The organism is Gordonia sp. (in: high G+C Gram-positive bacteria) (assembly GCF_047602025.1).
Lineage (GTDB): Bacteria > Actinomycetota > Actinomycetes > Mycobacteriales > Mycobacteriaceae > Gordonia.
The window spans coordinates 14,029-40,534 of record NZ_JASGII010000001.1; the positions used below are offsets into that span (position 1 = coordinate 14,029).

Consider the following 26,506-nt stretch of genomic DNA (forward strand, 5'->3'; position numbering starts at 1 on the left):
AACACGTTCTAGTTCTGTGGGCGACGGCTACCAGATGCGGACGCGCTGGTCCGGCTCCAAATAGAGCTTGTCGCCGGGTTTGACGTCGAACGCGTCGTAGAAGCTGTCGACGTTGCGGACGACGCCGTTGCAGCGGAACTCCGGCGGCGAGTGCGGATCGATGGCGAGGCGCTTGACTGCCTCGGCCTCGCGGGTCTTGGTCCGCCAGATCTGCGCCCAGCTGTAGAAGAGGCGCTGCTCGCCGGTGAGCCCGTCGATGACCGGCGGATCTGGGTTGGCGATCCGGTAGGCGACGAGCGCGATGGACAGCCCGCCGAGGTCGCCGATGTTCTCGCCGATGGTGAACTCGCCGTTGACCTTGTGGTCGGGGCTCAGGCCGGTCGGGGTGAACTGGTCGTACTGGTCGATCAGCGCGCGGGTCCGCTTGGCGAATTCGGTGCGGTCCGCATCGGTCCACCAGTCGACGAGGTTGCCCTGGCCGTCGTACTTGGCGCCCTGGTCGTCGAAGCCGTGGCCGATCTCGTGCCCGATGACCGCCCCGATGCCGCCGTAGTTGACCGCGTCGTCGGCGTCGGCGTCGAAGAACGGCGGCTGCAGGATGGCCGCCGGGAAGACGATCTCGTTCATGCCCGGGTTGTAGTACGCGTTCACCGTCTGCGGCGTCATGAACCACTCGTCGCGGTCGACGGGCTGCCCGATCTTGCCGAGCTCGCGGTCGTACTCGAAGGCCGACGCGCGCGCGACGTTGCCGATGAGGTCGTCGCGGTCGACGGTCAGCGCGGAGTAGTCGCGCCAGTGGGCCGGATAGCCGATCTTCGGGTTGAACGCGTCGAGCTTGGCGAGGGCCTTCTTGCGCGTGGCCGGGGTCATCCAGTCGAGATAGGTGATGTTGCGGCGATACGCCTCGACGAGGTTGGCGATCAGCTCGTCCATCCGCGCCTTTGCCGCGGCGGGGAAGTGCTTGTCGACGTAGAGGCGGCCGACGGCGAAGCCCATGGCGCCCTCGACGAACCCGACGCCGCGCTTCCAGCGCTCGCGGATCTCCGGTGCGCCGGACATCGTGCGGCCGTAGAAGTCGAAGTTCTCGTCGACGAAGGCCGCGGGAAGGTACGGCGCGGCCGAGTGGAGCAGCTTCCAGCGCAACCAGGTCTTCCAGTCGTCGATCGGGCGGTCGGCGAGCAATCCGGCGACTCCGGTGATGAACGACGGCTGTCCGACGTTGACCTCGGCGAAGGCGTCGGTGTCGCCGCCGGCCAGGGTCTTGATCCAGACGTCCACCGGGAAGGCGGCGGCCTCCTTCGCGAAGTCGGCGGCGGAGGTGAGGTTGTAGGTGGCGTCGGCGTCGCGACGCTTGACGACGTCCCAGTGGTGGGAGGCGATCGCGGTCTCGAGATCCACGACCGTCGCGGCGGCGCCCGCCGGATCGTCGACGTCGGCGAGGGCGAACATCTTCTCGATGTGGGCGACGTACGCCGCGCGGGTATCGGCATGGGCGTCCTCGCGGTAGTAGGACTCGTCGGGCAGGCCGAGGCCGGACTGGACGATGTGCACCAGGTAGCGGTCGGAGTTCTTGGAGTCGGTGTCGACGTAGACGCCGAACAGTCCGCCGATGCCGCCGCGCTGGAAGGCGCCGAGCGCCTGGGCGAGGCCGGCCTGGTCGGTGATCGCGCCGATGGCCGACAGTCCGCCGGTGATGGGCGCGAGGCCGAGTTCCTCGATACGGTCGGCGTCCATGAACGAGGCGTAGAGGTCGCCGATCTTGCGCTCGTCGCTGCCCGGCGCGGCGTCGGAGTCAGCCGCGGCGGTGATGATGTCGCGGACGTCCTCCTCGGCGCGGTCGCGCAGCACGAGGAAGGAGCCGTCGATGCTCCGGTCGGCGGGGATCTCGTGGGTCGCCAACCACTTGCCGTTGAAGTGGGCGTACAGGTCGTCCTGGGCGCGCACAGAGTCGTCGGTGAAGGAGAGGTCGAGGCCGGAGATGGGGGCAGTCGCAGTCACGATCTCCATCCTGCCTGAAATCCCCCATTCGTCGAGTGGGCGGTCGATCAACGCCGAGTGGGCACCCCAACGTCGCCGAGTGGGCACCTGGAATCCGTCGAGTGTGCGGTGCCAGACTGGACGCATGACCTATACGGTGCACCGCGCCGGCGACCGGTCCGTGACGACGACGGACTGGCTGTCGTCGTCGCACAGCTTCTCCTTCGGCGACCACTACGACCCGGAGAACACCCACCACGGCGTCCTCCTCGTCAACAACGACGAGACGCTGCGCCCCGGCGAGGGCTTCGACACCCACCCGCACCGCGAGACGGAGATCATCACCTGGGTGCGCTCGGGCAGCCTTGTGCACCAGGACTCCCACGGCCACAGCGGCATCGTCTACCCCGGGCTCGCGCAGCGGATGAGCGCGGGAACCGGCATCGAACACTCCGAGCGCAACGACACGTGGACCGCGACCGACGGGCTGCGCGTCGACGGCGCCGGGACCGTCGACGTCAGCTATGTCCAGATGTGGGTCATGCCCGACGAGTTCGGTCTCGACCCCGGTTATGACCAGGCCGACATCGGGGCCGACCTCGCCGCGGGCGGCCTGATCCCGATTGCGTCGGGGGACCCCGCGGTCGACTCGGCCATTCGGATCAGAAACCGGTCGGCGACGTTGTGGGCCGCGCGGCTGACCAAGGGACAGCGGGTCGAACTGCCGTCGAACCGCTTCGCCCACGTCTTCGTCACGGAGGGCGCGGTCAGGTTCGACGACGTGCCGCTGGCCGTCGGGGATGCGGTGCGCGGCTCCGGGCTCGGCGGCGGGGCCCTCGTCGGCGCTTCCGACGAGCAGGCCGAGGCGCTCATCTGGGTGATGGGCAAGACGCTGGGCGAATGACTGCCCACTCGGCGTGATCGCACTGCCCACTCGGCGGCGTTGGACCGCCCACTCGGCGTAACTGGACCGCCCACTCGGCGTTATGGCGGCGTGACGCGATTGTCATGGACCCGGTGCTGCCTGAAGTAGCCACCACCCTGTGACAGATGTGAAAATTGTGACTTATGAGGTTCTACACATCCATGGCCGTCGTGGCCGCCGCGGCGTCCTGCGTGACGGTGACGTCGTGCTCGTCGACGCCTACCGGTGCCGCCGCCGTCGTCCACGACTACGCGTCGGCGATCTCGCAGCAGAACATCAAGCGCGCGTCGGAACTGACGACCGCGCCCGGTCAGGCCGCCGACACCCTCACCGAGACGATGGACGGCATGCACGCCATGGCCGTCGACACCAAGGTCAAGCGCGCCGAGGACTTCAACGACGGCACCGCCGGCTTCACCCTGCAGACCACCTACCGCTGGGACGACAAGCGCTCCTTCGCCACCGAGACGCAGGGCACCGCCCGCAAGCTGTCGTCGGGCTGGCGCGTGCAGTGGGAGCCCTCGCTCCTCTACCCGGGCCTGCGCCCGGGCGGCGTCCTGCGCAACGTGCGCGCCGACGCCAAGCGCGCCCCGCGCGTCCTCGCCGCTAATGGCAAGCCGTTCATGGTGCGCAGCGCCGTCAACGACATCGTCATCAACCCGGGTCTGACCAAGGACCTCGGCGCGACGGTCCGCGCGACGGCCCGCGTCATCGCGCCGATGGCCCCGCAGATCACCTCTGACGTCATCCTGCAGAAGATCGCGGCGCACCCCAACGAGCCCGTCGTCGCGGTCACCCTGCGCGACCCTGACATGAAGGTCCTCGACGGCAACCCCGCGCGGATCCCCGGTGTCACGGTCCGCAAGGGCGAGAAGCTCGTGATGACCAACCGCCAGCTCAGCTCGCCGCTCGAGGACGGGCTCGGCAACTACTGGCAGGCCATCCGCGACGCGACCGCCGGCTGGCAGGTCGTCGTCGAGCAGCCCGGGCGCGCACCCGAGCGCCAAGCCGGTGACGACGGCCGCTCCGGCGGCGACATCTCGACCACCGTCAGCCCGCGGGTCCAGAGCGCCGTCGGCGACGCCGCACTCGACGTCGCACAGCCGACGACGATCCTGGCGCTCGACGCCAAGACCGGCGGCATCCTCGGCATGGGCCGCAACAAGGCCGCCGCTGACCGCGGTATCAGCATCGACGGCGAATACCTGACCGGCTCCGCGCTGGCCCCGGTCTTCGACGCGATCACCAAGCAGGCCAAGGCCACCGGCACGCCGTCGGACGAGCTGCTCGACCACCTCGGCCTCGGCCTCGTGTTCACCGTCCCCGGCGCTTCGTCGCCGCAGCGACCGGGCGTCTCGATCCAGCGCATCGACTACCGGCCCGGCGAGGTCCGCGCCTCCCTGCTGAATGTCGGCGCCCTCGGCGTCGCGCTGTCGCGCTCGATGTCCGGCGAGAAGAAGTCGGTCGCCCCGTTCATCATCAAGGGGCAGACCACCAAGATCCACGACGGCGAGCTCGGCAACCTCGACGGCGCGCTGACCCGCCCGATTTTGGCCGCGATGTCGCGCACCGTCCGCACCGGCGACGCCAGCGACCTCAAGGGCGCCAAGGGCATGCGCGCCCTCGTCGGCACCAACGGTCCGAACGGCCCCGGCTGGTTCCTCGGCCTGGTCGGCGGCAAGGTGATCGTGGTCTATACCGAGGGCCCGCGATCGGGTTCCGCCGCCCTGCAGGCGGTGCAGAAGTACCTGTCGGTCCGCTAGCCCTTGACCAGGCGGTAGAGCCGGTCGGCGGTGGTCCGCCACCCGACCAGGAACACCAGCAGCGTCAACGTCGCGACGCCGATGAACGACGGCGCGGTACCGGCGCCGAGCGCGGCGCGCAGGATCATGCCGACGACGACGGTCGAGATCCAGACGGCGATGCCGAACGGCACGACGCGCTCCGGGCGGAACACCCGCGCACCCGCCTCGGGCGCGCCCACCTGCGCGTAGACGTACATCAGCGCCCACCCGATGGCGGCGCCGACGAGGAACGGCGACGCGGTGGCGGCGATCCCGGCGATGTTCACGCCCTCGTCGTGGCTGCGCCGACCGGCGACCGCGAACAACACGATCATCAGGACGTCGAGCACCGCCGACACGAGCAGGGGAAGGTGCAGCTGCGGGCGGCGGGAGCGGATCCGGGAGGTCATGGACCTACGGTAGCTTCCACGCCTCGTCATCCGGCGGTCCGGGCGGCTCGTCGTCGTAGTCGTCCTCCTCGGCGCCCTCGGGCAGATCGTGACCCAGGATCAGGCGGCGCTGATCGTCGGTGAAGTCGACGAGCGGGCGGTCGGGATCGGCGGGCGGCCCGGCTCGCAGGCCCTCCTCCAGGTCGTCGCCCTCGTGGACGTCGTCGACGTCGCCCTTGATGCGACTGCGGAACATGACCGCGATGACCACCCAGCCGATCAGGGACACTAGCAGCCAGCTGACCAGGCGGTAGAGGATGACGACGACGGCCGCGGTGCCCTGGTCGACGCCGGCCGGACCCAGGGTGAGCATCATCGCCACGTCGGCGGGACCGATGCCGCCGGGCAGCACCGCGACGGCGGCCGCGGTCCCCTTCGAGACGGCGTAGGCGAGCGCCACGCCCGCGATCGACGGCCGCGTGCCCAGCGCCCAGCAGGCGAAGAGCAGGCAGAAGATGTCGGTGATCCAGTTGAACAGGCTCCAACCGAAGGCCTTCATGCCGTCGGTCCGGGTGAGCTGCACCGCGCCGAGCTGGTCGATCATCCGGGCCAGCCGCTCCTGCCCGGTCGACTCGGGCCAGTTGCGCAGGTCGTTGTGCCAGCGCAGGATCCGCGAACCCCAGGCGTGCACGGTCGCCGGGTGGCTGACCAGGTACTGCAGCACCGCGAGGAACGCGAGGACGCCGAGGATGGAGAACACCACCGAATACGGGTTCTTGCTGCCGCCGGCCATCAGTGCGCCGACGAGGCCCAGGATCATCAGGCCGACGCCGGAGATGAGGCCGGCCATGACGACCTGCCACGACGCGACGACGGGGTTGGCGCCCCAGCGCCGGGTCTCGCGGTAGGTGAAGGCGGGCGCCAGCACCTGGCCGCCGGGCATCGTCTGGCTCAGCGAGTTGGCCGCGAGGATCACCGACAGCGAGCGCCACTGCGACACGATGACGCCGGCCGAGTGGAACAGGGCGCGCTGCACCCGGGCGAAGGAATCCAGGTTCAGCATCGAGGCGACGAAACAGGCGGTGAGCCAACCCCAGTGGATGTCGCCGACGCGGCGCCACGCGGCGCCGAACTGATCGCGGATGAGATAAGCCTCGACGACGAGGATCGCCGCGACCGCGATGATCACGATCCAACGGAGCCACGTACGGTTCCGCCGCAGGAAGTCGCGCGGCGATTTTGCCATGCGGGTCAGGGTACCTAACCCCCAAGCCGCCGTATTCTGCCTAGTCTTGGTCCGTGACCGAATCGTTTGCCGACAAACACCCCGTCCCGCGCGGCGTTCGCGCCGCTGCCGCCTGGTCGTGGCGCCTACTCGTCATCGGCGCCTTCATCGCCGTGCTGTTCATCGGCTTCTGGCATTTCCGCGAGGTGATGGTCCCCGTCGCGATCGCCGTCCTCGGCGCCGCCGGCCTGGTACCGCTCGTCGACTTCCTGAACCGTCACGGCGTCCCCCGCTCCCTGGCGGTCGTGGCGTCGATGATCACCGTCCTGGGCACCGTCGGGGTGATCCTCGCCTACGTCGGCAAGGAGTTCGTCAACGGTTTCCCCCAGCTGACCGACCAGGTCAAGGCGACCGTCAACTCGCTCAAGGACTGGCTGATCAACGGCCCGATCGGGTTGCAGCAGAAGCAGGTCGACCACGTCGGCAAGGACGTCATCGACTTCCTGGAGAAGAACCAGCAGAAGGTCGCCGGCGGTGCGCTGTCGACGGCGTCGACGGCCACCGAGATCGTCACCGGCGCCTTCCTGACGCTGTTCCTGATGATCTTCTTCCTCTACGGCGGCGGCCAGATCTGGGCGTTTCTGACCAAGCTGGTCCCGGCCAACTACCGCCAGCGCGCATACGAGGCGGGCCACGCCGGTTTCGGCACCCTGGTCGGCTACGTGCGCGCGACGGTCATCGTCGCGCTGGTCGACGCACTCGGCATCGGCATCGGCCTCAAGCTCCTCGGCGTGAACCTGGCCCTGCCGCTGGCGTCACTGGTGTTCTTCGGCGCGTTCATCCCGATCGTCGGTGCGCTGGTCACCGGCGGCGTCGCGGTGCTGGTCACCCTGGTCACCAACGGTTGGGTGGCCGCCCTGATCGCGCTGGCCATCGTCGTGGCCGTCATGCAGCTCGAGAGCCACGTGCTGCAGCCGTTCCTGATGGGCCGCACGGTGCGACTCCACCCGGTCGCCGTCGTGCTCGCGATCGCCGCGGGCATCGTGCTCGGCAGCATCATCGGCGGATTGCTGGCGGTTCCGCTGATCGCCTTCCTGAACACCGCGATCCGCGAACTCAACGGCAGCGCCGCCGACGCGCCGGAGACCACCGACGGGCTGGTGCTCACCGCCGACCCCGACCCGCCCACCTGGGACAAGTGATGTCGACGCCGGTCGGGCAGGAGTCGCGGGCGGCGGCCCGGCGCGCGTGGTTGGCGCGGGTGCGCGAGAGCGTCGACGAGGATGCCGCCGCCCCGCTCTGGCGCGCCGCGCAGGTGTTCCGGGCGCTGTCGCTGCTGTACTCGGTCGGATTCCAGTTCACGATCAACGACGACCTCGACCGGCCGCGAACGGCAGTCGTCCTCGGGGGCGTCCTGGTCGCGTGGTCGATCGCGTGCGCCGTCGCCTACCTCAACGGCTTCGGCCGCAACTGGCGCTGGGTGGGCGCGGACATCGCCGTCACCGCCGGGCTGATCCTGTCGACGTCGGCCGTCGCCTCCGCCGCGTGGATCGCGGGCAACCAGTCGTGGCCGACGACGCTCTGGGCGTGCAACGCGGTGATCTCCGCGGCGATCCTCGGCGGGGCGACCGGCGGTGCGCTGACCGGGCTGGTGGTGTGGGCGTCGTCGGTGTTCGTGAAGGGGCACGTCGACCTGAACTTCGGCCGCAACGCCCAACTCATCCAACTGCTGTTCCTCGGACTGGTCGTCGGCTGGGCGGCCACCAGCGCCCGCCGCAGCCATGAGCTGCTGACCCAGGCCGCGCGATTTGCCGCCGCCGGCGAGGAGCGCGACCGCCTCGCCCGCCACGTCCACGACGGTGTGCTGCAGGCACTGGCGCTGATCTCGCGACGGGGCCGGGAGATCGGCGGCGACACCGCCGGGCTCGCCGATCTCGCGGGCGAGCAGGAGCGCGCCCTGCGCCACTTCCTCACCGACAACGCCGACGAGGACCGTGGCTACGACGGGGCCGGCGGTGACGACGTCGATCTCGTCGCCCGGCTGCGCCACCACGCCGGACCGCGGGTGTCGGTCAGCACGCCGAGCGGGTCGGTGCGCGTACCGGCCGCAGTCGGCACCGAGATCGACGGCGCCGTCGCCAACGCGCTCGACAACGTCGCGCGGCACGCGGGCCCGTCGGCGAAGGCGTTCGTCCTCCTGGAAGACCTGGGCGAGACCCTGGTGGTCAGCATCCGCGACGACGGCGCTGGCATCGAACCGGGACGGCTGGAAGCGGCGGCGGCCGAGGGGCGGCTCGGCGTCGCGCAGGCGATCATCGGGCGGATCGAATCGCTCGGCGGATCGGTGGAACTGGATTCGACGCCGGGCGTCGGGACAGACTGGGAGCTGACCGTGCCCCGGACCTGGGAGGAGGGCTGATGACGATTCGCGTGATGGTCGTCGACGATCATCCGATGTGGCGCGACGGGATCGAGCGCGACCTCGTCGGCGAGGGCTTCGAGGTCGTCGCGACCGCCGACGGGGTCGGTGCCGCCGTGCGCCGGGCCGCGGCCGTGCGGCCGGACGTCGTGCTGATGGACATGCAGCTGCCCGACGGCACCGGCGCCGAGGCCACCGCGCAGGTGATCGCGGCGTCGCCGTCGACGCGGGTGCTGGTCCTGTCCGCCTCTGACGAGCGCGACGACGTCCTCGAGGCCGTGAAGGCCGGGGCCACCGGCTACCTGGTGAAGAGCGCGTCGCGGGAGGAGATGGTCGCCGGGGTGCGGGCCACCGCCGACGGACAGGCGGTGTTCACGCCGGGGCTGGCCGGACTGGTCCTCGGCGAATTCCGCCGGATGTCGACCGAGGGACCCGCCGACCCGGAGAAGCCGGTCCTGTCACCGCGCGAGACCGAAGTCCTGCGCTACGTCGCCAAGGGCATGACCGCCAAGCAGATCGCCGAGAAGCTGTTCCTCAGCCATCGCACCGTCGAGAACCACGTGCAGTCGTCGCTGCGGAAGCTGCAACTGGCCAACCGCGTCGAACTCACCCGCTACGCCATCGAGCACGGCTTGGACGACGAGTAGCCGGGCGCCGGGGGTCTCGATACAAATCCCTCGCAAGCTCGGGATTCACTCGACCACCGTTAGGAGCCGCCCTGCTCGCGGGCGCGGCGCAGGAGGTCCTGGACGCTGATCTCCTGATCGCGGTTGCCCGCGGCGCGCTTGCCCTCCGGATCGACTTCGTGGGCGCCGTGCTCGGGAGCAAGCGGGGCCTGCTGCGGCGGCGGACCCGGCGGGGCCGGGGGCTGCTGCGGTCGGCGCTGCTGGGGCGGCGGACCGGCCTGCCGCGACGGGGTCGGCGGCGGGGTGGTCGGAGCGGGGTTGTCGAACCGGATGCCGCCCTCGCCGAGGCGCCAGGCGCCGGTATCGGGCGCGGCGTCGTCGACGGGCTCGGGCTGCGGCTTGGACCGGGTCACGCTGGGGGTCACCGCCGGCGGGCGGCGCAGCGTGGGCTCGGGCTCGGCCGGGGCGTCGGGCCGCGCGAACCGGGTGGTGGCCGGCGGCGCGTCGTCGGGGATGTCGGCGACGGGCAGACCCGCCTCCTCCGCCTCCTGTGCGGCGCGCTCGGCCGCGCGTCGCGTGCGCCGCGACACCCGGTTGATGCCGGTGATCGCCGACGTCGGCGCGCTGGAGATGACCGCGCCGGCCGACAACGACTTGTTGCCCGGGGCGGCCGCGGCGTCGACCATCTGGTCGGGCTCGACCTCCAGGATCGTCTCGCCCAGGCCGAGCTTGCGCTGCAGCGCCTGCATCCACTTGGGCGCCCACCAGCAGTCGTCGCCGAGGAGCTTCATCGTCGACGGCACCAACAGCATGCGGATGATGGTGGCGTCGAGGATCAGCGCCGCGATCATGCCGAAGGCGATGTACTTCATCATCACGATCTCCGACAGCGCGAACGCACCGGTGACCACGACGAGGATCGCGGCGGCGGCCGTGATCAGTCGTCCGGTGTGGGCGGTGCCGACGCGGATCGCCTCGGTCGTCGACGCCCCCTTCTGCCGGGCCTCGACCATGCGGGACAACAGGAATATCTCGTAGTCGGTCGACAGCCCGAACACGATGGCGATGATCAACACCAGCACCGGCGCGAAGAGCGGGCCGGGGGTGAAGTTCGCGATGCTGGCGCCGTGGCCCTCGACGAAGATCCACGTCAAGATGCCCAGCGTGGAGCCCAGGCCGAGCGCTGAGACCAGCGCCGCCTTGATGGGCAGCACCACCGAGCCGAAGGCCAGGAACATCAGGAAGCCGGTGACCAGCACCAGGATCACCGTCATGAGCGGCAACCGCTTCATCATGGCGTCCATCGAGTCCTGGGTCAGCGTCGGCGTGCCGGCGATGTAGACGCGCAGGCCGTCCTTGTCGACCGAGCGGAGGAACTTGACCGCCTCGGCCGTCTTCTTGGTGTCGGACGGGTTGACCAGCCCGGCCGACATCTGGACCAGCATGTAGTCCTTGCCGCCCACGGAGAGGGTGTCGGCGTCGCCGCCGCCGCCGGACGGGTCGGAGGCCAGCGTGAACTTCTTGGTGAAGTAGTGCTGGTCGGTCGGCAGGCCGCCGTCGTGGGTGTTGACCGCCGCCTCCAGCTTGGGCAGCTTGTCGTCGACACCGGGGGCGTCCGGGTCGTAGATCGCGATGACCTTGACCTCTTCGGTGCGGGCCTCCGGGAAGGCCTTGTCGAACGACTCTTGCGCCTGGCGCGTCGAGTTGTTGGGCGGCAGGTACTTCTCGCTGATGCCGCCGAAGTTGATGTTGAAGAACGGGTAGATCAGGGCCAACAGCAGCAGGACCGTCGGGACCGCGGTCTTGACCGGGTGCTTCATCACCCAGCCCGACAGCTTGCCCCAGAATCCGTCCTCGACCTCTTGCTTGGTCTTGGTGCGACGCAGGAAGGACAGGCCGAAGGCGTCGATCTTCGGCCCGAGGATCGCCAGGATCGCCGGCAGCACCGTGATCGACAGGAACGCGGCCAGGGCGACCGACGCGATCGCGCCATAGGCAACCGACTTGAGGAAGCCCTGCGGGAAGAGCAGCAGACAGGCGATGGCGGCAATGATGATCGTCGCCGAGAACCAGACGGTCTGCCCCGCCGTCATGACCGATCTTCGGACCGCGGCTCTCGTCGTATAGCCCTCCGCCAATTCCTCGCGGAAACGGCTGACGATGAACAGGCCGTAATCGATGGCGATGCCCAGGCCGATCAGCGTCACCACCGACTGGGCGAAGATGTTCAGCTCGGTCACCGACGCCAGGAACGTCATGATGCCCAACGAGCCGGCGATGGTCAGGCCGCCGATGAACACCGGCAGTGCGGCGGCCACCACACCGCCGAAGACGAACAGCAGCATCAGCGCCACGACCGGCAGGGCCAGCAGCTCGGCGCGCTTGATGTCCTTCTCCATGCCCAGGCTCATGGCGTTGGCGATGGGCTGCAGACCGGCGAGGTCGAAGCGCGTGCCCTGCAGGTCGAACTTCTGGTCGATGTTGTCGAAGGCGGGCTTGAGGTCTTTGAAGTTGGCGAGGCTCAGGGTGTCGTCGACGCAGCCGGGATCGACCTTTTCGGTGATCTTGTCCTTCTTCCGCGGACACGCCGCGACGCCGATGCTGATGAAGGCCTTGTTCTTCTCCACGTTGAACATGCGCGCCTGCATCTGCTTTTGCGCTTCCTTCGCCAACGGGCTGCCGTCGCCGTTGTTGAAGGGGTCGTAGATGCCGGGGTGGTCGCGGCCGACGATGGCCTTGTCCTTGAGGGTCTTCTCGCCGTACTTGTCGACGAGGTCGTTGACGAAGTTCTCGACCTTGGTCTGGAACTCGGCGTCGGTGATCTTCTGCCCGTCGGGCGGGGTGACCATGAGGACGATGTCGGACTTGTGGTCGCGGCCGAGCGCGCTGTCGGCGTACTCCGAGCCCTTCACCGACTCCGACGTCGGATCGAACCAGCCGCTCTGCGAGAGCTTGCCGGGCAGGCCCAGGCCGTAGATGCCGAGGCCGGCCATGAGAACCACCATGACGGCGATGACGGCATAGCGCAGTCGGTAGACGAAGTCACCGATCCATCCGAACACCTCGAGGTCCTTTCCTCACCCGGTCCCGCCCGTGCCCGGCGCGAGACCCACGTCGCGCCATTCTTCCAGGTCCGGCCTGAAATAAGGCTGAGCAGGGCCGTTTTCGCGTTTGCGTGGTCAGCGCAGCAACGACGACAGCGGCCGGAACGGGGGCAGCCAGGCGCCGTCGTCGGGCAGGGCGTCGAGGCTGATGCGCGGCAGCGGTTCGCGGAAGACGCCGGGGATGTCCTCGAGGTCGACGAAGGTGATCCCGTCGAGTTCCTGCGCCCAGCTGGCGTGCTCGCGGAAGCCGATGACGGTGACCGGCACGCCGTCTTTGGCGAGGTCGAGGAGCGGTTCGCGGAAGGCCTGGCCGTCGGCGGAGGCGACGATGAGCCCGGCGAGCCCGGTCGTCGCGTGGCGCAGCTCGATGTGGTCGAGCATGTCCTCGTCGACGTCGGAGTCGTCGGTGATCTTGGGCTTGGCGAAGACGGCGTAGCCGACGTTGCGCAGCGCGTCGACCCACGGCCGGACGACGTCCGCACTGCCGGGGCTGACGTTGGTGAAGACGGTGGCCTCGGGCTCGATCTGCGCGGAGACGCCGGCGGGCAACGATCCCGCGTCGTCCTTGGCGCGCAACTGATCGGTCTGGCCGAGCAGCCACCGGCCGACGGCGTCGAAGCGCGGCCGGTGCGCGGCGGTGGGTCGACCGCCGATGATGGCGCCCAGGCCCATGTCCATGTTCGGGGCGTCCCAGACGAGCAGGACCCGACGGGCCTGCGACTGCCCGGAGATCACCTCGGCGGTGCCGGGTGCGGCGGTGTCGGTGCTCATTGCTCCCCCTCGGCGCGGGTGTAGACGAACTCGGTGACGACGCGGCCCTCGTCGGCGGCGCGCGCCTCGAACTTGGTGGTCGGCCGGGCCAGCGAGATGGGGGAGTCGCCGTCGAGCGGGACGACGTGGGTGCGCGTGGTGTCCTGGTTCTCCAGGAGTTCGCGGATCCACTCGGTGTAGTCGGCGTGGTCGGTGGCGATGTGCAGCACTCCGCCGTCGACGAGCTTTTCGGCCATCGTCGCGATCGTCCCCGACTGCAGCAGTCGGCGCTTGTGGTGGCGGGCCTTCGGCCACGGGTCGGGGAAGAAGACGCGGATCCCCTGCAGGCTCTTGTCCTCGATCAGCTCGTCCAACACGATCACCGCGTCGCCGCGGATCATGCGCACGTTGGTGAGCCCGCCGCGGTCGACGAGGCCGAGCAGCTGGGCCAGGCCGGGCTGGTAGACCTCGACGGCGATGACGTTGAACTCCGGCTCGTCGGCGGCCATGGCGGCGGTGGAAACACCGGTGCCCGAACCGATTTCGAGGATCAGCGGCGCCGAGCGGCCGAACCACCCGTCGGCGTTCAGCGGCGGCTCGGTGACCTTGCCGTCGGGGTCGCGGCCGACGCGCAGGTCGCGGCCCAGCGTGGGCCAGAGGGTCTCCCAGTTGCGGCGCTGCCCCGGCGTCAGGGTGCCGCGCCGGAACCGGAAGCTGGTCACGCGCGGGTACAGGCGGGACTGATCGACGGTTTCGCTCACCCGACCATGGTCTCACCTGCTTACATGGGGACTGTCGACTACGGGGAGGTTCGACATGTCGGAGCGTCGGGGGGCGCGATTCGGCCGGGTGGTCCTGGCCGGTCCGGGAGCCAACGATTCAGCTGTACTCGAGCGCGTGCTGGTCGCCGAGGGATTCGCCGTGAGCGACGGCGGACCCGCCGCGGTCGGCCTGTGGTGCTTCGACGTCGCCGCCGACCCGCCCTCGGTCGTCGACGTCCGCCGGCTGGCCCAGCGCTGCGATGCCGTCGCCCTCGTCGGGTGCGGCATCGAGGACTGCCCGACGTGGCCGGCGCGCGTCGAGCGCTGGTGCGACGACCTCGACCCGCACGGCGCGCTGCCGGTATTCGCCGTCGCCCTGGGCCTGCCGGGCGACGGTCCGTCCGGGGTCGACGAGCTGTTGGCGTGGGCCGACGAGCAGTCGACGGCATGTGCCGCGGCCAAACTGTCCCGCCGCGATTCCGCTGAGCGCCTCACCGGCCTGCGCGTCGGTTCGGCGGCCGTGCGCACCTGGGCCGGCGGCGCGATCCACACCGGGTTCCGCGAACTCGCGGCCGTGGGCGGTCGGGAGGCGGCGGTACTGCGGGCCGGCGACGTCGACGCGTTCACGCGGTGGCTGCGCACCGCCGTCGACGACTTCGAGACACGCGTCGTCGATGCCGCCGCCGGGCACGCGCAGCACCTGCGGGCGACCGCGACGGTCGGGCTCGACGCGCACGAGCGCCAGGGTCCGCCGCCCGGTCCGGCGCGCACACCGGTGCCGTGGCCGGGCCGCGGGTGGGGCGCCGAGGACGCGGTGATCGTCGTGCTGGGCGCCTCCAGCGGACTCGGGATCGGACGGTTGGTCGCCGGGTCGATGTCCGGCTGGCTGCCCGGGTGGTGGGCGCTGCTGCTGGCGACGCTGCTCGGCGTCGCTGTCGCCGGGGGCGTCGTGGCGCTGCGACGTCGGGTGGCGCTGCGCGGTCAGGCCCGCGCGTGGGTCGCCGAGGTCGTCGCCGACGCCCGGGCGCGCACCGAGTGGCGGGTCGCGGCGCTGCTGTCCGGCGTCGAACCGGCTGTCGTCGCCCGGGTCCGCCGAGCCGCTTGAGGCGGGCGCTGGAAAATCCGAGGGAACCGTTCGCGGGCGCGCTGCGTCTAAGTAACTGATGGACGGTTTCGAGGACGACTTCACCGGTGATGCGCCGGGCGCCGGGGGCGTCGGCGAGCACCTGTGGCTGGCCGACGACCACCGGGTGTGGGACCTGGGTCCGGCGACGGTCGACACCGATGCCGACGGGGTGCGCGACAGCCTGTCGCGGACCGACGCCGACGGCTTGACGGTGTTCACCGATTCGGACCGGGACGGCGGCGTCGACCGGATCACGCGGATCGCCACCGACGGGTCGGTGTCGTCGTCGGTGTACGACCGGGAGACCGGGCGGTGGAGCGCGACGAAGCCGGGACGGCTGCGGTGAGCGGCAGAGCGTCCAAGACTTGCGGTCGGGGCCAGTCGTAATCGGGGGGTTGACTGGCCCCGACCGTCTCTCCCGGGGGCCCGTGTGACGGGTGGGACGAAGGGCCTGGAGTGGCGAACCCAACTCGTGATCAAGCAGGTCAATCGACTATCCTGAGGGGCAGACTGACCGCGCTGCAGGCGGTCGAGACTTCAGGAGACCCACCCATGACCTCTGCCACGATTCCCGGGCTGGACGCCGCCAGCGCACCCACGAAACACGCTGACCTGCTCGCTTGGGTCGCCGAGGTCGCCGAGCTGACCCAGCCGGACCGCGTCGTCTGGTCCGACGGCAGCGACGAGGAGTGGGACCGCCTGACCAAGCAGCTGGTCGAGGCCGGCACCATGGTCAAGCTCAACGACGAGAAGAAGCCCAACTCCTTCCTCGCCCTCTCCGACCCCGCCGATGTTGCCCGCGTCGAGTCCCGCACCTTCATCTGCAGCAAGACCGAAGAGCAGGCCGGCCCGACCAACAACTGGGTGGACCCCGACGAGATGCGGGCCACCATGACCGAGCTGTACCGCGGCTGCATGCGCGGGCGCACGATGTTCGTCATCCCGTTCTGCATGGGCCCGCTCGGCAGCGACGACCCGAAGCTCGGCGTCGAGATCACCGATTCGGAGTACGTCGTGCTCTCGATGCGCGTGATGACCCGCGTCGGCCCCAAGGTCCTCGAGGCCCTCGGCGACGACGGCTTCTTCGTGAAGGGCCTGCACTCGGTCGGCGCCCCGCTCGAGCCGGGCCAGGCCGACGTGCCGTGGCCGTGCAACCCGGACAAGTACATCACCCACTTCCCGGAGGACCGCGAGATCTGGTCCTACGGTTCGGGCTACGGCGGCAACGCGCTGCTGGGCAAGAAGTGCTACTCGCTGCGCATCGCGTCGGCCATGGCCCACGACGAGGGCTGGCTCGCCGAGCACATGCTGATCCTCAAGCTGATCAGCCCAGAGAACAAGTCGTACTACGTCGCCGCCGCCTTCCCGAGCGCCTGCGGCAAGACGAACCTCGCCATGATCCAGCCGACCATCCCCGGCTGGCGCGCCGAGACCGTCGGCGACGACATCGCCTGGATGCGGTTCGGCAAGGACGGCCAGCTGTACGCGGTGAACCCGGAGTTCGGCTTCTTCGGCGTCGCCCCGGGCACCAACCACTCGTCGAACCCGAACGCGATGAAGACCATCGAGGCCGGCAACACGATCTACACGAACGTGGCGCGCACCGACGATGGCGACATCTGGTGGGAGGGCCTCGAGGGCGACCCCGAGCACCTCGTCGACTGGAAGGGCCAGGACTGGTACCGCGGCAAGACCGAGACGCCGGCCGCCCACCCGAACTCGCGCTACTGCACCCCGCTGTCGCAGTGCCCGTCGGTCGCCCCCGAGTGGGACGACCCGGCCGGTGTGCCGATCTCGGCGATCCTCTTCGGCGGTCGTCGCAAGACCACCGTGCCGCTGGTGACCGAGGCCCGCGACTGGGCGCACGGCGTCTTCATGGGTGCGACGGTCGGCTCCGAGCAGACCGCCGCCGCCGAGGGCACCGTCGGCCAGGTCCGCCGCGACCCGATGGCCATGCTGCCGTTCATCGGCTACAACGTCGGCGACTACCTGCAGCACTGGCTGACCATCGGCCAGAAGGCCGGCGCCAAGCTGCCGAAGGTCTACTACGTCAACTGGTTCCGCCGCGGCGACGACGGCCGCTTCCTGTGGCCGGGCTTCGGTGAGAACAGCCGCGTGCTCGAGTGGATCATCAACCGCATCGAGGGCAAGGCCGACGGCAAGGAGACCCCGATCGGGATCGTCGCGACCCCCGAGTCGCTGAACCTCGACGGTCTCGACGTCGACGCCGCCGACGTGGCCGAGGCGCTCACCGTGAACTCCGCCGAGTGGCAGAAGGAACTGCCCTCGATCAACGAGTGGTTCGACTTCATCGGCGACAAGCTCCCCGCCGAGCTGGGCGCCGAGCTCGACGCGCTCACCAAGCGCCTCGCCGACTAGCCGCCCCGCAAACCCGACAGTTCAGGACAATCCCCGCACCGAAAAGGTGCGGGGTTTTGTTCCGTTGGGTCGGGTTTGCGGACCAGCGGTGGCCCCAACGACGAACGCCGCCCGCCCCGAGGGGGCAGACGGCGTTCGCGGATTGCCGAAGATCTAGCGCTTGGCCTTCTTGCGCTTGGCCTTGGCGCCCTTGCCCTGGGCGGCGAGAGCAGCCAGGACGGTGGTGGCCAGACCGGCGACGATCAGGGCCCAGCCCGACCAGCCGATGCCGATGTTCTCCTCGAGGATGCCCCCGAAGTCGACGCTCTCCTTGAGGGTGAGGCCGCGGATGATCAGGATCAGCGTGCCGACGCCGGCCAGGGTGGCGGCGACGAGGTTCCACGGACCGGCCGGGATGACCTCGTCGAAGAACACGGCCGCGACGAGAACGATGACGGCAGCGAGGACCAGCAGGCTGCCGACCAGCGCCCAGCCGTGCCACGCGTTGACGCCGCCTTCGCGAACCTGCACGCCGAGCGCCGGGACGACACCCTTCGCGTAGACGTAGTGGTTGAACACCGAGAAGATCAGCGCCAGCACACCGGCGCCGAGGGCACCGAGGCCGAAGACGTTGGCCTTCTTCACGTCGTCGCGGGCCTCAGCGGTGAGGTCCTTGGTGGCGTCGACAGTCTTGTCGGCAGCCTTCTCGACGGCGTCAGCGGTCTTGCCCGCTGCCTTCTTGGTGGCGGCGGCAGTCTTGTCGGCGGCCTTCTCGACGGCGTCGGCGGTCTTGCCGGCGGCCTTCTTCGTCGTCTTGGCTGCCTTCTTGGTGGCGTCGACGGCTTCGTCGGCCGCCTTCTTGGCGTTCTTCTTGATTTCGGCCATGTGTGTTAACTCCTGGATAGACCGTGGCGGGTCCGACGTGTGTCTGACCACTATGTGCGGTCGAATCCTATGCAGAGGGGCGGCCTCGCCGCCAACCGGGGACCCACGGTGGGCGTATGGCTTCCCCTTCCGGGCTCCTCGTGGGCCGATGTCGGAACGCGGCCCGATGTGGCACGGTAGAACCATGACGCCACGCCATGCCGTGATCGAAGACTTCGCTGCGCGCGCGACAGACCTGGCCAAGGTCTACGGATCGGGAGACACCGCCGTGCACGCGCTGCGCGGGGTCGACGTCGAGTTCCCCGTCGGGGAGTTCACCGCCATCATGGGCCCGTCGGGCTCGGGCAAGTCGACGCTGATGCACTGCCTCGCCGGCCTCGACAACCCGACGTCGGGGGAGGTCCGGCTGGGCGACACCTCGCTCGACGGCCTAGACGACAAGGCCATGACGATCCTGCGCCGCGACCGCATCGGGTTCGTCTTCCAGTCGTTCAACCTGGTGCCGACGCTCACCGCGCGGGAGAACATCACCCTCCCGTGCGACATCGCCGGCCGCAAGGTCGACGAGCAGTGGATGGACACCGTCGTGACCCGCCTCGGCCTGGCCGACCGCCTCGACCACCGGCCCAGCGAACTCTCCGGCGGGCAGCAGCAGCGCGTCGCCTGTGCCCGCGCCCTCGTCGGGCGGCCGGCCATCATCTTCGGCGATGAGCCGACCGGCAACCTCGACTCCCGCTCGTCGGGCGAGGTGCTCTCGATCCTGCGCGCCGCCACCGACGACTTCGACCAGACCGTCGTCATCGTCACCCACGACCCGCGCGCGGCCTCCTACGCCGACCGCGTCGTCTTCCTCGCCGACGGCCAGATCGTGCACGAGCTGCGCAACCCCGACGCCGACAGCGTCTTCGCGGTGATGCGCAACCTCGACGAGAAGATCGCCGACGACGCCCCCGACACCGAGGTCATCGCCATCGGCCGGGGCCCGCTCCACGCTGCGGAGACCAAGCCGATCCGGATCAACAAGGGCAAGAAGTAGTCGTGGCGTCAGTCATGCGCCGGGTGTCGGTCCGGAACCTCGCCGCGCACAAGGTCCGCCTCTTCCTCACCATCTTCTCCGTGGTGCTGGGCACCTCGTTCGTGGCCGGCTCGATCATCTTCACCTCGAGTATCTCCAACGCGTTCACCAGCATCTTCGACAAGACGGCGCAGGGCGTCGCGGTGCAGGTCGCACCGAAGAACCCGTCGGCGATCCAGGCGTCGGGGGCGCAGGTCAGCCCGGGCGTGCCCAACTCGATCGTCAGCACCATCGTCGCCAACCGCGAGCAGCTGGGCTACGACCGCCTCTCGATCAACTACAACGGACTGGTCGCCGTCGCGCAGGCCGACGGCAAACCGCTGCAGACCGGCAATGCGCCGAGCATCGGCACCACCTACCTGTCGCCGAGCGAGGCCGTCGCCAAGGCCGAGAACACGATCCTGCCCGGCGGCCGTGGGCCCCGGCGCCCCGGTGAGGTCGCGATCAACAAGACCGCCGCCGACAAGGCCGGGTTGAAGGTCGGGTCGCGCACCCGCGTCGTGGCCGGGCAGGGCACGTCCGAGCCGCTCGACGTCAAAGTCGTGGGCCTGCTCGATTGGCCGGTGGAGGTCGGCGGGTTCGTCAACGTCGCGTTCGACGAGGACACCGCCCGCCAGCTCTACTCCGACGGCAGCCACTCGGGCACCGTGCAACTTTCGGCGCAAGACGGCGTTTCCGACGACGAGCTGGCCCGGCGGGTGCGCAACTTGCTCGGCCCGACGGCGCTGAAGATCCAGACCGGCGACGAGGTGCGGCAGGAGAGCAAGGACGCGATCAACAAGTTCCTGCAGATCTTCACCTACATCCTGTTGGCGTTCGCCGGGATCGGGATCATCGTCGGGACGTTCATCATCTACAACACGTTCGCGATGATCGTCGCCCAGCGGAACCGCGAACTCGCGCTGCTGCGGGCGATCGGCGCGAGCGAGGGCCAGGTCTCCAGATCCGTGCTCACCGAGGCATTCCTCGTCGGCCTGGTCGGGTCGGCCATCGGATTGGTCGTCGGCATCGGGCTCGCGGCCGGGCTGCGGGCCATCGCGATCGCGACGACCGGCCTGCCCGACGGTGGCCTGCGGATCACGCCGACCGCCATCATCGCCGCCCTGGTCGTCGGCGTCGTGGTCACGATGCTCAGCGCATGGCTGCCGGCCCGTCGTGCCGCGCGGGTGGCGCCGGTCGAGGCGATGCGTTCGACGATGGCCGAGCCGAAGTCGTTGCACTCCCGGACGGTTGTCGGCGTCCTGTTCGCCGCGGCGGGCATCGCCATCACGGTGGCCGCCGCGCTGCACCAGGGCGTCGGACCGGCGCTCGCCGTCGGGTTGGGCGCGGTCCTGCTGATCGTCGCGGTCGTGCTGACCGCACCCGCGCTGTCGCGGCCGTTCCTGGCGGTCATCGGGGTGATCACCCTCCCGTTCGGCAAGCTCGGCCACCTGGCCCGCACCAATGCCGCCCGCAACCCGCGGCGCACCGCGGCGACGGCGTTCGCCCTCACCATCGGCCTGATGCTCGTCGCGGTGATCGGCACCCTCGGCTCGACGTTCAAGGCGACCGTCGACGAGTCGCTGGACAAGAACGTGAAGGCCGACTTCTTCGTCACCGGCGTCAACAACCTCCCCGTGCCGCCGCCGGTGCTGCAGGCGGTCAAGAACACCGACGGCGTCGACGAGGCGGTCGGCACCGGACTGGCCGTCTCGACCGTCGACGACAAGCAGGTCATGGGCCGGGGCGTCATGGGCGGCAAGCTGCGCGACCTGATCAACTACAAGATCGTCGACGGCGAGGATGTGACCGACGACGGCATGATCGTCGACGCACCGACCGCCCGCGGCCAGGGGTGGGACCCGGGCACGACAGTCACCTTCACCCGCGGCGACGGCACCACCGTCGACATCCCCGTCGTCGGCGTCTTCGAGCGCAGCGACGGCCTCGGCTCGTGGCTGCTCGGCAGCGACGCCTACAACCAGGTCGTGCCGCAGGCGTCGCAGATGATGCTCGGCGTCTTCGTGAAGGCGGCCGACGGGACCGACAAGGCCGCGCTACAGCGCCGGCTGGCCGACGCGACGTCGAAGTATCTGACCGTGCAGGTGCAGACGGCCGACCAGTACAAGAGCTCGGTGTCGTCGTTGATCGACCAGATGCTCGGCGTCCTCTACGCGATGCTCGGCCTGGCGCTGCTCATCGCGGTGCTCGGCATCGTGAACACGCTCGCGCTGTCGGTGGTCGAGCGGCGGCAGGAGATCGGCATGCAGCGGGCCATCGGTATGGTCCGGCCGCAAGTGCGCCGGATGATCTACCTGGAGTCGGTCCTCATCGCCCTGTTCGGCGCGACGCTGGGTGTGCTGTTGGGCGTCGGCCTGGCCATCGCGGTGGTCCGCACGCTGCGCGAGTGGGGGATCGGGAACCCGGTCCTGCCGTGGTCGTTGATCGTCATCACGCTGGTCGGCGCGGCGATCGTCGGTGTCGTCGCGGCGGTGTGGCCGGCCATCCGGGCGGCGCGCACGAAGCCGCTCGACGCCATCGCCGGGGAGTAACGATGGGTGCTGCGGCGCCGGTCAATGCCAGAATGGTGGCATGACGCAACCCCAGAATCCGCAGGACCCGTTCGGGTCGTCGACGCGCAGGTTCGATCCGGACAACCCGACCACCGGCTACTACCCGCCCGACCAGTACCCGCCGACCGGTCAGTACGGCGATCCGTATGCCGGGCAGACCGGTCAGTACGCGACCGGCGGCGGCAACGGAGGCAATGGTGGCGGCGGCCTCGACGGGCGCACGAAGGCGCTCATCGGCACGGTCATCGGCGGTCTGCTGGTGCTGTTGCTGATCGCCTTCCTCGTGTCGGTGGTGGGCGGCCGCGGCGGTGACGATCCGGCGCCCGCGACGAGTTCGACGACGACCACCGAGGAGACGACGACCTCGGAGACGAGCACCCCGTCGCCGACGCCGACCGAGACGACCCCGCAGTACCAGCCGGGCCAGGTCACCTACCGGTTGATCGGCGACGGCGACCTGATCGGCGTGCGCTTCAGTGCGAACGGGATCCAGCGGATCCTGGCGACGGTGCGGTCCCCGTGGTCGCAGACCGACTACGTCGACGGCTTCGCCGATTTCAACGGCATCGTCATCCGCGGCTCGGTCACCTGCCAGATCCTCGCCGGCGGCAAGGTGCTCGCCGAGGGGCAGAGCTCGGGCGGAGCGCTGCACTGCTCGGCCGACCTTCCGGAGGAGTGATGAGCGCCTTCCAACGCGTCGCAGCCGCGGCGAACAAGGTCGTCACGCCGCTGCTCAGCGCTCCCGTCGTCGGGTCGGCGCTGGGCCGGTCAATGGCGGAGATCTCCTACACCGGGCGCAAGAGCGGTCGGCCGATCAGCCTGGTCGTCGCATATCGTCGGCGCGGCGACGAGGTGATCATCGGGGTCGCCGGCGCCAAGCACAAGTCGTGGTGGCGCAACTTCTACCCCGACGGCGGGCCCATCACCATTCACCTCGACGGTCAGGAACGCACCGGCTTCGCCGTCGCCCGGCAGGACCCGCGCGGCACGTCGGTCAAGGTCACGCTCAACCCGGTGGTCGAGTGAATCGCGAGCGCAGCGAGAGATTTGTATCGAGACCCCGCAAGCCGACGTCGGAACCTACCTACTGCTCCTCGGCGCCGATCAGGACGGACTCCTCGTCGACCGGTGCGTGGTCGGCCTTCGTGCTGACCCGGACCTGGGACACGACGGCGATCGAGATGAGGCAGTACGCGGCGGCGAACAGGTAGGGCGCCGGGCTGCCGAACCAGTGCGCCAGGTGCGCGACGATCATCGCCGACGCGGCGCCGCCCATCCAGCGCAGGAAGCTGTAGCCGGCGCTGGAGACCGACCGCGGGGTGTCCGCCGAACCGCTGGCCATGGCGACGCTGGTGAAGAGGGTGTTGAGCACGCCGCCGGGAACGCCGGAGGCGATGATCGCGAGGCCGATCAGGACGACCGAGTGCTCGACGGCGCCGTACGCGCCCAGCAGCATGACGGCGGCGTACACCCCGACACTGGCGAGGACGCCCTCCTTCTGCCCGAGGGCGTCGGCGACGCGGGGCGCGAGGAAGACGCCGCTGACCGCGGTGAGCAGGCCCCAGCCGAAGAACACGCCGCCGACGGCGATCGGGCCGACACCCGGGCCGCCGCTGGCCTTGTCGGCGGTCGAGAGGGCGAGCGGGGACCACGCGACGACGGTGAACAGGGCGCCGGTGTAGAACGCCGAGCCGATGCCGGTCAGGGCGAGGGTGCGGTTGCGCAGGGCCTTGAGCGGGTCGACGATGCGGACTGCCGGACGCCCGGTGCGCGGGCCGTCGGCGGGCAGCATCCAGGCGCAGAGGATCGCGCCGATGAGCATGAGGAGCGCGGTGCCGGCGAACGGGGCCTTCCAGCTGACGGTGCCCAGGAGCGCGCCCAGCAGCGGGCCGACGGCGAGGCCGACGCCGAGCGCCGCCTCGTACAGCAGGATGGCGCCGCGCTGGCCGCCCTTGGCCTGGCCGACGATGAAGGCGAGCGCCGTCGCCATGAACAGGGCGTTGCCCAGGCCCCACAGGACGCGCAGCGCGATCAGCTGGTCGATGTTGGAGCCGAAGGCGCTGGCCCCGGCGGCGACGACGATGAGCGCGAGGCCGACGGTCAGGGTGCGTTTGGGACCGAACTTGAAGGCTGACCACCCGGTGATCAGCATCGCGAAGACCTGGATGCCGAGGTACACGCCGAACAGCAGGGTCAGCTTCGACTCGGGTGCCCCGAGCGCCTCGGCGATCGTGTTGAGGATCGGGTCCACCAGGCCGATGCCCATGAAGGCGATGACCGCGGCGAAGGCGGTCACCCACACGGCGCGGGGTTGCTGGCGGAAGACCTCCATCAGCGGCGGGTGGTCGTGGTTCTGCTGTTTCGTCGTGGTCACGGGTGCACGGTCTCCTTGGTGGTGCGGCTGGTGGTGGTCGGGGTGCTCTCGAGCAGGCGCTGCAGGTCGACGAGGGCGTCGCCGGCGGCGGCGAGGGCCTGGCGCTGCTCGTCGGTGAGCTGGGCGAGGGCGTCGGCCAAGGCGTCGTCGCGCCGTCGGCGCACCGACTCGACCTCGGCTCGGCCCTTGGCGGTGAGGGTGACGATGACGGCACGACGGTCGTCGGGGTCGGGCTGTCGCTGCACAAGGCCGAGCTTGATCATCCCGTCGACGAGGGCGGTCGCCGTCGGCATGCGGATGCCCTCGTGCTCGGCGAGCGCGCCCATCCGCTGCGGGCCGTGGAAGAGCAGGGAGGAGAGGGCCGACGCCTGGGCCGCGCTCAGTTCTGCCACGGGTGCGCGTCGGCGCAGCGCGAGGTAGAGACGGGTGATCGCCGGGCGCAGTTCCCGGGCCAGGTCGTCGTCTGAGCGCATGAGCCCAGGTTATTACTTAGGCATACGAAATAAAAGTCGAGAGGGCGTGATCCTCACCACCGGCACTCCTCGGTGGTCGAGTGCCCGAGGAGCGGAGCGACTCGGGTGTATCGAGACCCCGCAACCCGACGTCGGAACTAGGGATCAATCCCCCGCAGCAGACTGGTGATCAGCCCCATGTCGCCGTCGACGCCGGGCGTCGTGCGGATGACGGCGTCGTACCACTCGCCGACGCGGAGTTGCTCCTCCTCGGGGAGCTGGCCGAGGGAGGCCTTCGCGACGAAGGCGGTCAGGAGTCGGGTGTCGTTGCGGGCGGGCAGGACGCGCTGCCGGTACTGGTCGGCGGTCTCCGGGCGGTAGTTGTCGCCCCACATGATCAGGCCTTCGACGAGGTGCTGGTTGTGGAACCGAGCGCCGGCGACGGCCGCGAGCTGCTCGCGCAGAGGCGTTCCCGGATGGGCGGCCCGGTTGCTCATGGCGGCCTGCGCGAAGTCGACGACCGGGGTGAAGCTGTCGACCTGCTCGTCGGAGAGTCCGGACTCGGTGGGGAACGCGGCAATGGTCTTGCCGGTCTTCTCGATCAACGTCGTCAGCTCGGGCGGGCTGGCGGGGTCGTGGTGCTCGGGCGCCCGGTCCGGAATAGTCGCGAGGACCTTGTCGTAGACGTAGATCCGCTGCAGGTAGGCGTAGAGCATGACGAGGCCGTTGAGCTGGAGCTGTGCGGACATTGCGCCAACCTAGCGCGGGATTCTCGCGGGTTCGGTTGGTCGGGGGACGGTCTAGCCGAGTGTCCGCACGGTGGCCAGGAAATCCGCGATCCCGTCGGCGTCGGCTCCCGGGAAGTGCCAGATGAGCCGCTGGACCGTGCGCGGGGAAAAGGGGTCGGCCACCAGGTCGTCGAGATCGTCACGGCGGATGGTGATCTCCATGGCGGTGTCGTCGAGGTAGTCCTCGACCCAGCCGACGACCTCCCGCTGGGCGGACTCATCGGTGATCCAGAGGAGCTCCTGCTCGGGCGCCTCGTCGCCGCCACCGGGGTAGCGCAACCGCAGATCGCCACCCTCGTCGTTCACGACGAGCGCATCACCGTCGACGGTCACCACGTCGACGTCGCCGGTCATCCGCGTGATCGCGCCAAAGGCGGCGAGGCGGCGCAGCACCGCTGCGGTCTGATCGGGCATGACTCCTGTCTACCGCATCAGCGGTGGCGCGCCGCCCGACGGTTCACCAGGTACAGGACCGGGAGTCCGACGACCACCGGGATCAGGCACAGGAACTTGAGCGTCGCGAAGGGCGCCGACCAGGTGCCGTTGTGCTGCAGCAGCGCGGCGTCCTCGACGTAGTCGAACAGGGCGGCCGCGACGGTCAGCACCACGAAGGCGCTGGCGATCCGGTGGACCCGCTCGGTGTGGGCATGCGCTCGCAACAGCAGCGCCAACGAGCCCAGCACCAGCGTGTAGCCGACGATGAAACCGAAGTCGGCGCGCACCGCCCTGTCGAGCGCCTCGGCATCGGAGCCGGGGTCGCCGGAGAACTCGTAGGACAGGATGTCCCGGTGGTAGGCGCGCGGGCCGTACACCGCGGCGACGGCCAGGCCGACGATGAGACTGATGATCAAGGACACGGTGATGCGACGATCCGGGGTCATCCGGCCATCATCCCCTCGGGACGGGTCGGGGACAGGCGAACGTGCCGATCGGTAG

The 26,506-nt window shown here is 69.8% G+C and carries 24 protein-coding genes; 12 read left to right on the plus strand and 12 right to left on the minus strand.

What is annotated here, in order from left to right:
• Positions 1-27 precede the first annotated feature (27 nt).
• Positions 28-2,007 carry a M13 family metallopeptidase gene (locus QM728_RS00080; protein WP_415030017.1) on the minus strand — a complete coding sequence of 660 codons (1,980 nt, stop codon included), beginning with the start codon at positions 2,005-2,007 and terminating at the stop codon, positions 28-30.
• Positions 2,008-2,122: 115 nt separating this feature from the next.
• On the opposite strand from QM728_RS00080, the gene QM728_RS00085 reads away from it, so the two are divergent.
• Positions 2,123-2,881: a pirin family protein gene (locus QM728_RS00085; protein ID WP_415030018.1), complete on the plus strand. Its 759-nt coding sequence runs from the start codon at positions 2,123-2,125 to the stop codon at positions 2,879-2,881.
• Positions 2,882-3,045: 164 nt separating this feature from the next.
• The gene (locus QM728_RS00090) at positions 3,046-4,665 is read left to right on the plus strand and encodes an NTF2-like N-terminal transpeptidase domain-containing protein (RefSeq protein WP_415030019.1); all 1,620 of its coding nucleotides are present in this window, start codon (positions 3,046-3,048) and stop codon (positions 4,663-4,665) included.
• Here QM728_RS00090 and QM728_RS00095 read toward each other — a convergent pair.
• Both QM728_RS00095 and QM728_RS00100 read right to left on the minus strand, forming a co-directional pair.
• Entirely contained in the window at positions 4,662-5,096 is a 435-nt protein-coding gene (locus tag QM728_RS00095) for a DUF3054 domain-containing protein (RefSeq protein WP_415030020.1), read from the minus strand. The genes QM728_RS00090 and QM728_RS00095 overlap by 4 nt on opposite strands.
• Positions 5,097-5,100: 4 nt before the next feature.
• Complete coding sequence (locus QM728_RS00100; RefSeq protein WP_415030021.1) at positions 5,101-6,321, minus strand: lysylphosphatidylglycerol synthase transmembrane domain-containing protein; 1,221 nt, start codon at positions 6,319-6,321, stop codon at positions 5,101-5,103.
• A 53-nt stretch (positions 6,322-6,374) separates the two neighbouring features.
• Between QM728_RS00100 and QM728_RS00105 the strand changes: the two genes are divergently transcribed.
• The 3 genes from QM728_RS00105 to QM728_RS00115 are packed head-to-tail and all read left to right on the plus strand — an operon-like array spanning position 6,375 to position 9,366.
• Positions 6,375-7,502 (plus strand): AI-2E family transporter, encoded by a 1,128-nt coding sequence (locus tag QM728_RS00105; RefSeq protein ID WP_415030022.1) that lies wholly within the window; start codon positions 6,375-6,377, stop codon positions 7,500-7,502.
• Positions 7,502-8,719, plus strand: a complete 1,218-nt coding sequence (macS, locus tag QM728_RS00110; RefSeq protein ID WP_415030023.1) for a MacS family sensor histidine kinase — start codon at positions 7,502-7,504, stop codon at positions 8,717-8,719. Before QM728_RS00105 ends, macS begins: the two co-directional genes overlap by 1 nt.
• A complete protein-coding gene (locus QM728_RS00115; protein ID WP_415030024.1) occupies positions 8,719-9,366 on the plus strand; it encodes a response regulator in 648 nt (215 codons plus the stop codon). The genes macS and QM728_RS00115 overlap by 1 nt, the downstream gene beginning before the upstream one ends.
• Before the next feature lie 59 nt (positions 9,367-9,425).
• Here QM728_RS00115 and QM728_RS00120 read toward each other — a convergent pair whose 3' ends face one another.
• From QM728_RS00120 to trmB, 3 genes are all read right to left on the minus strand, one after another.
• On the minus strand, positions 9,426-12,407 hold the full coding sequence (locus QM728_RS00120; protein ID WP_415030025.1) for an MMPL family transporter: 2,982 nt from the start codon (positions 12,405-12,407) through the stop codon (positions 9,426-9,428).
• A gap of 117 nt (positions 12,408-12,524) precedes the next feature.
• Positions 12,525-13,220, minus strand: coding sequence for an NYN domain-containing protein (locus tag QM728_RS00125; protein WP_415030026.1), 696 nt, complete (start codon positions 13,218-13,220; stop codon positions 12,525-12,527).
• A complete protein-coding gene (trmB, locus tag QM728_RS00130) occupies positions 13,217-13,960 on the minus strand; it encodes a tRNA (guanosine(46)-N7)-methyltransferase TrmB (protein ID WP_415030027.1) in 744 nt (247 codons plus the stop codon). The genes QM728_RS00125 and trmB overlap by 4 nt, the downstream gene beginning before the upstream one ends.
• Before the next feature lie 55 nt (positions 13,961-14,015).
• Here trmB and QM728_RS00135 point away from each other — a divergent pair, with 55 nt between their 5' ends.
• The 3 genes from QM728_RS00135 to QM728_RS00145 all read left to right on the plus strand — a co-directional run bounded on the left by QM728_RS00135 (position 14,016) and on the right by QM728_RS00145 (position 17,465).
• Positions 14,016-15,065, plus strand: coding sequence for a hypothetical protein (locus tag QM728_RS00135; protein WP_415030028.1), 1,050 nt, complete (start codon positions 14,016-14,018; stop codon positions 15,063-15,065).
• Between the two features lie 58 nt (positions 15,066-15,123).
• Entirely contained in the window at positions 15,124-15,432 is a 309-nt protein-coding gene (locus tag QM728_RS00140; RefSeq protein WP_415030029.1) for a DUF6802 family protein, read from the plus strand.
• A 206-nt stretch (positions 15,433-15,638) separates the two neighbouring features.
• Positions 15,639-17,465 carry a phosphoenolpyruvate carboxykinase (GTP) gene (locus QM728_RS00145; protein ID WP_415030030.1) on the plus strand — a complete coding sequence of 609 codons (1,827 nt, stop codon included), beginning with the start codon at positions 15,639-15,641 and terminating at the stop codon, positions 17,463-17,465.
• 153 nt (positions 17,466-17,618) lie between these two features.
• Here QM728_RS00145 and QM728_RS00150 read toward each other — a convergent pair whose 3' ends face one another.
• Positions 17,619-18,329, minus strand: coding sequence for a hypothetical protein (locus QM728_RS00150; protein ID WP_415030031.1), 711 nt, complete (start codon positions 18,327-18,329; stop codon positions 17,619-17,621).
• Between the two features lie 184 nt (positions 18,330-18,513).
• Between QM728_RS00150 and QM728_RS00155 the strand changes: the two genes are divergently transcribed.
• The 4 genes from QM728_RS00155 to QM728_RS00170 are packed head-to-tail and all read left to right on the plus strand — an operon-like array spanning position 18,514 to position 22,982.
• On the plus strand, positions 18,514-19,365 hold the full coding sequence (locus QM728_RS00155) for an ABC transporter ATP-binding protein (RefSeq protein ID WP_415030032.1): 852 nt from the start codon (positions 18,514-18,516) through the stop codon (positions 19,363-19,365).
• 14 nt (positions 19,366-19,379) lie between these two features.
• Positions 19,380-21,935 (plus strand): ABC transporter permease, encoded by a 2,556-nt coding sequence (locus QM728_RS00160; protein ID WP_415032807.1) that lies wholly within the window; start codon positions 19,380-19,382, stop codon positions 21,933-21,935.
• A 40-nt stretch (positions 21,936-21,975) separates the two neighbouring features.
• Entirely contained in the window at positions 21,976-22,635 is a 660-nt protein-coding gene (locus QM728_RS00165) for a hypothetical protein (protein ID WP_415030033.1), read from the plus strand.
• Positions 22,635-22,982, plus strand: coding sequence for a hypothetical protein (locus QM728_RS00170; RefSeq protein ID WP_415030034.1), 348 nt, complete (start codon positions 22,635-22,637; stop codon positions 22,980-22,982). The genes QM728_RS00165 and QM728_RS00170 overlap by 1 nt, the downstream gene beginning before the upstream one ends.
• A gap of 58 nt (positions 22,983-23,040) precedes the next feature.
• Here QM728_RS00170 and QM728_RS00175 read toward each other — a convergent pair whose 3' ends face one another.
• The 5 genes from QM728_RS00175 to QM728_RS00195 form a co-directional block, all read right to left on the minus strand.
• Positions 23,041-24,288: an MFS transporter gene (locus tag QM728_RS00175; RefSeq protein WP_415032808.1), complete on the minus strand. Its 1,248-nt coding sequence runs from the start codon at positions 24,286-24,288 to the stop codon at positions 23,041-23,043.
• 38 nt (positions 24,289-24,326) lie between these two features.
• Positions 24,327-24,803, minus strand: coding sequence for a MarR family winged helix-turn-helix transcriptional regulator (locus QM728_RS00180; RefSeq protein WP_415030035.1), 477 nt, complete (start codon positions 24,801-24,803; stop codon positions 24,327-24,329).
• A gap of 137 nt (positions 24,804-24,940) precedes the next feature.
• A complete protein-coding gene (locus tag QM728_RS00185) occupies positions 24,941-25,531 on the minus strand; it encodes a hypothetical protein (protein ID WP_415030036.1) in 591 nt (196 codons plus the stop codon).
• A 51-nt stretch (positions 25,532-25,582) separates the two neighbouring features.
• Positions 25,583-25,984 (minus strand): hypothetical protein, encoded by a 402-nt coding sequence (locus tag QM728_RS00190; protein ID WP_415030037.1) that lies wholly within the window; start codon positions 25,982-25,984, stop codon positions 25,583-25,585.
• Positions 25,985-26,001: 17 nt separating this feature from the next.
• A complete protein-coding gene (locus QM728_RS00195; RefSeq protein ID WP_415030038.1) occupies positions 26,002-26,451 on the minus strand; it encodes a hypothetical protein in 450 nt (149 codons plus the stop codon).
• Between the last annotated feature and the right edge of the window lie 55 nt (positions 26,452-26,506).

Coding starts and splice junctions, on each gene's coding strand:
- QM728_RS00085 (WP_415030018.1), top strand. CDS start 2,123: ATGACCTATACGGTGCACCGCGCCGGCGACCGGTCCGTGACGACGACG.
- QM728_RS00180 (WP_415030035.1), bottom strand. CDS start 24,803: ATGCGCTCAGACGACGACCTGGCCCGGGAACTGCGCCCGGCGATCACC.
- QM728_RS00090 (WP_415030019.1), top strand. CDS start 3,046: ATGAGGTTCTACACATCCATGGCCGTCGTGGCCGCCGCGGCGTCCTGC.
- QM728_RS00155 (WP_415030032.1), top strand. CDS start 18,514: ATGACGCCACGCCATGCCGTGATCGAAGACTTCGCTGCGCGCGCGACA.
- QM728_RS00080 (WP_415030017.1), bottom strand. CDS start 2,007: ATGGAGATCGTGACTGCGACTGCCCCCATCTCCGGCCTCGACCTCTCC.
- QM728_RS00160 (WP_415032807.1), top strand. CDS start 19,380: ATGCGCCGGGTGTCGGTCCGGAACCTCGCCGCGCACAAGGTCCGCCTC.
- QM728_RS00145 (WP_415030030.1), top strand. CDS start 15,639: ATGACCTCTGCCACGATTCCCGGGCTGGACGCCGCCAGCGCACCCACG.
- QM728_RS00175 (WP_415032808.1), bottom strand. CDS start 24,288: ATGGAGGTCTTCCGCCAGCAACCCCGCGCCGTGTGGGTGACCGCCTTC.
- QM728_RS00190 (WP_415030037.1), bottom strand. CDS start 25,984: ATGCCCGATCAGACCGCAGCGGTGCTGCGCCGCCTCGCCGCCTTTGGC.
- QM728_RS00095 (WP_415030020.1), bottom strand. CDS start 5,096: ATGACCTCCCGGATCCGCTCCCGCCGCCCGCAGCTGCACCTTCCCCTG.
- QM728_RS00185 (WP_415030036.1), bottom strand. CDS start 25,531: ATGTCCGCACAGCTCCAGCTCAACGGCCTCGTCATGCTCTACGCCTAC.
- macS (WP_415030023.1), top strand. CDS start 7,502: ATGTCGACGCCGGTCGGGCAGGAGTCGCGGGCGGCGGCCCGGCGCGCG.
- QM728_RS00150 (WP_415030031.1), bottom strand. CDS start 18,329: ATGGCCGAAATCAAGAAGAACGCCAAGAAGGCGGCCGACGAAGCCGTC.
- QM728_RS00195 (WP_415030038.1), bottom strand. CDS start 26,451: ATGACCCCGGATCGTCGCATCACCGTGTCCTTGATCATCAGTCTCATC.
- QM728_RS00170 (WP_415030034.1), top strand. CDS start 22,635: ATGAGCGCCTTCCAACGCGTCGCAGCCGCGGCGAACAAGGTCGTCACG.
- QM728_RS00125 (WP_415030026.1), bottom strand. CDS start 13,220: ATGAGCACCGACACCGCCGCACCCGGCACCGCCGAGGTGATCTCCGGG.
- QM728_RS00100 (WP_415030021.1), bottom strand. CDS start 6,321: ATGGCAAAATCGCCGCGCGACTTCCTGCGGCGGAACCGTACGTGGCTC.
- QM728_RS00135 (WP_415030028.1), top strand. CDS start 14,016: ATGTCGGAGCGTCGGGGGGCGCGATTCGGCCGGGTGGTCCTGGCCGGT.
- QM728_RS00140 (WP_415030029.1), top strand. CDS start 15,124: ATGGACGGTTTCGAGGACGACTTCACCGGTGATGCGCCGGGCGCCGGG.
- QM728_RS00115 (WP_415030024.1), top strand. CDS start 8,719: ATGACGATTCGCGTGATGGTCGTCGACGATCATCCGATGTGGCGCGAC.
- QM728_RS00165 (WP_415030033.1), top strand. CDS start 21,976: ATGACGCAACCCCAGAATCCGCAGGACCCGTTCGGGTCGTCGACGCGC.